Genomic DNA, 3,628 nt, shown 5'->3' with positions numbered 1-3,628 from the left:
TACGCCGGCGCGCTGCAGACGCTGATCGACCGCTACCGCGCCTTGCCAGCGGTACTGGCGCTCGACCCCGAGCTGAAGGAAGCCCTGCAAAGCCCGCTCACGCCGATGCTGCAGCATCGCCTGAATCTCAAGCTGGAAGCCACCAATACGGCCGCACATTCCTCGACACTGCAGGTGATGAATGCCGATGGGCTGAGCATCGCCGCCAGCAATTGGCGACTGCCGACCAGCTATGTGGGTCATGACTACAGCTTCCGTCCGTACTTCAGCGAGTCGCGTAGCCAGGATACCGGGCGCTTTTATGCGGTGGGCGTGACCAGCGGCATCCCCGGGTACTTTCTGTCCCACGCGGTACGCGATGACAGTGGGCGGTTTCTCGGCACCGTGGTGGTCAAGCTGGAATTCCCCAGTATCGAGCAGGCCTGGAGCCAGAGTCCCCACGTGCTGTTGGTCAGCGACCGTCAGGGCATCAGTTTTATCGCCAACCGACCCGCCTGGCGCTACCGCGAGCTGCGACCGATCTCCGCAGGTGTGCGTGAAACGCTCGCCACTACCCGTCAGTACGACAAGAAACCCCTGGCGCCCTTGAATTACCGCCAACGCCAATCCCTGGCCGATGAGGGCCGCCTGGTACGCATCGACAGCCCGGAACTGGCCGGCGACTACCTGTGGGAAACCCGCGCCCTGGCAAGCGAGGGCTGGACGCTGCACCTGCTACGCGACACCCGCAGCATCGCCGACAGCACCCACACAGCCAGCCTGGCGGCCGGTGGTGCATGGCTGGCGCTGGTTCTGCTCGGCCTGGTGGTGCATCAACGCTGGCGCATCGCCCGCCTGCGTCAGCGTGCCAGTGACGACCTGCAGGCGTTGGTCGAACAGCGCACCGCAGCGCTGCGTACCGCCCAGGATGGCCTGGTACAGGCCGCCAAACTCGCCGCTCTGGGGCAGATGTCCGCCGCCCTGGCCCACGAGATCAATCAGCCATTGACCGCCCTGCAGGTGCACCTTGGCACCTTGCGCATGATCCTCGCGGATGGCGAACTGGAAGAGGCACGCCAGTCGCTGGTTCGCCACGAAGAATTGCTGCAGCGCATGGCGGCGCTGGCTGGTCACCTGAAAACCTACGCCCGCAAGAGCCCTGGCGGCTTGCGCGAAACCCTCGAGCTATGCGCCGTGCTCGACAAGGCCCTGCAACTGCTGGCGCCGCGATTGCGCGATGTTGAGGTACAGATCAGACGAACGCCCGAGCTGCCCGCCTGGGTCGCCGGCGATGCGATTCGCCTGGAGCAGGTGCTCGTCAATCTGATCCGCAACGCCCTCGACGCGATGCAGCAAAGCCCCGCCCCACGCCTTACATTCGAACTGCTGCTCGCAGGCGCCCACTGGTCGCTGCATATCGACGACACGGGCACGGGCATCGATGCCGAGGCATTGCCGCAGCTGTTCGATCCCTTCTTCACGACAAAACCGGTGGGCGATGGCCTGGGCCTTGGCCTGGCGGTGTCCTACGCCATCGTGCGTGAACTGGACGGCGACCTGCTGGCCACCAATCGTCCCGAGGGCGGCGCCCGTTTCACCCTGCGCCTGCCCGCTGCCACCGCCCCACAGGAGTTCGCATGACACCCAGCGTGATTTTCGTCGATGACGAGGCGCCCATCCGCGAAGCCGTGCGCCAATGGCTCGAACGCTCAGGCTTTCAGGTGCACCTGTGCGCCAGCGCCCGGGAGTGCCTGGAGCTGCTGCCCGAGGACTTTCCCGGCGTGGTGATCAGCGACCTGCGCATGCCGGGGATGGATGGCATGGCGCTGCTCGAACAGGTACAGGCGCGCGATGCGGAACTGCCGTTCCTGCTGGTGTCCGCCCATGGCGACGTGCCCCAGGCCGTGGAAGCCATGCGCCTGGGCGCCTACGATTTCATCGAGAAACCCTTCACCCCGGAACGCCTGCTCGGCAGCCTGCGTCGCGCGCTGGAAAAGCGCCGCCTGACCCAGGAAAACCGCCAGTTGCGCCAGCAGGTCGAGCACAAGGACGAGCTGGCTGGCCGCCTGCTCGGCTTCTCCGCGGCCATGGTGCAGTTGCGACGTCAGGTGCTCGAACTGGCGCACACGCCGGCCAACGTGCTGATGCGTGGCGAAACCGGCAGCGGCAAGGAGCTGGTCGCCCGCTGCCTGCACGACTTCGGGCCACGGGCCAAGGGCCCCTTCGTCGCGCTCAATTGTGCGGCGATCCCGGAGAACCTCTTCGAGAGCGAGCTGTTCGGCCATGAGAGCGGTGCCTTCACCGGCGCCCAGGGCAAGCGTATCGGCAAGATCGAACACGCCAACGGCGGCACCCTGTTCCTCGACGAAATCGAAAGCATGCCCCTGGGCCAGCAGGTCAAACTGCTGCGCGTACTGCAGGAGCGCCAGCTCGAACGGCTCGGCTCCAATCAGGTGATCGCCCTCGACCTGCGCGTGGTGACCGCTACCAAGCCGGATCTGCATGAGCGCGTGCGCGACGGCCAATTCCGCCAGGATCTGCTGTACCGCCTCAATGTCGCCGAGCTGCAGCTACCGGCATTGCGCGAGCGCCGCGAGGACGTGCCCATGCTGTTCGAACACCATGCCAGGCAGATCGCCGAGCGCTTCGGGCGCCCGCTGCCGGCAGTCACTCCGGCACTGCTCGCCCATCTGCTGGCTCACGACTGGCCGGGCAACGTACGCGAGCTGGTCAACGCCGCCGAGCGTCACGTGCTGGCGCTGTCCGGCTCCGGCAACCCGCCAGCCGCTGTGGATAACTCGCTCAGCGCGCGCATGGAGAACTTCGAGGCGCAATGCCTGCGCGAGGCCCTGGCCAGCTGCCACGGCGACATGAAGCTAGTCACCGAGCTGCTGCAACTGCCGCGGCGCACGCTGAACGAAAAGATGCAGCGCCATGGCCTGCTGCGCACGGATTTTCTCGACAGTGATGCACCCGGCCCGGACTGAACCGCACCTGGCAAGATTCCGCCAACCAACCTGCAGCACTAGCAGATTTCCGCTAGCAACCACCTTCTCGATTTCGTCATAACGCCCACAGGGCGGGGCTTTCAGCGGCTGGCACAGCTTCTGCAATGGCCCAGCCAGCGCCTGCACTGGCGTACAAGAATAATGACGAGATCGAGGTTCCCTCTGATGGAAAGCACCAGCACGCTGTCTGCCCCCGCGCAAACGCGCACCACGTCCCAACGCATCAAATCCATTTTCAGCGGCTCGGTCGGCAACCTCGTCGAATGGTACGACTGGTATGTCTACGCCGCTTTTTCGCTGTACTTCGCCAAGGCCTTCTTCCCACAGGGCGACATGACCGCCCAGTTGCTCAACACCGCTGCGATCTTCGCCGTCGGCTTTCTGATGCGCCCCATCGGTGGCTGGCTGATGGGCATCTACGCCGACCGCAAGGGCCGCAAGGCTGCACTTATGGCCTCGGTGCTGCTGATGTGCTTCGGCTCGCTGATCATCGCCCTGACCCCCAGCTATGAAACCATCGGCGTTGCCGCGCCGGTGCTGCTGGTGATCGCACGGCTGCTGCAGGGCCTGTCGGTCGGTGGCGAATACGGCACCTCGGCCACCTACCTGTCGGAGATGGCCACCAAGGAACGCCGCGGCTT

3 protein-coding genes are annotated in these 3,628 nt (G+C 65.4%); all 3 read left to right on the top strand.

The features are described from left to right. A partial coding sequence (locus ACT9T4_RS26570) for a sensor histidine kinase (RefSeq protein WP_499119862.1) occupies nt 1-1,620 on the top strand: 1,620 nt, incomplete at its 5' end. Beyond that, nucleotides 1,617-2,966 carry a sigma-54-dependent transcriptional regulator gene (locus ACT9T4_RS26565; protein WP_499119860.1) on the top strand — a complete coding sequence of 450 codons (1,350 nt, stop codon included), beginning with the start codon at nt 1,617-1,619 and terminating at the stop codon, nt 2,964-2,966. The genes ACT9T4_RS26570 and ACT9T4_RS26565, both read left to right, overlap by 4 nt. A 186-nt stretch (nt 2,967-3,152) precedes the next feature. Continuing rightward, nucleotides 3,153-3,628: MFS transporter (locus ACT9T4_RS26560; protein WP_499119856.1), on the top strand; the 476-nt coding region annotated here is incomplete at its 3' end.

Source organism: Pseudomonas sp. SZ40, from assembly GCF_052958135.1.
This window is presented reverse-complemented; position numbering and strand designations above follow the sequence as displayed.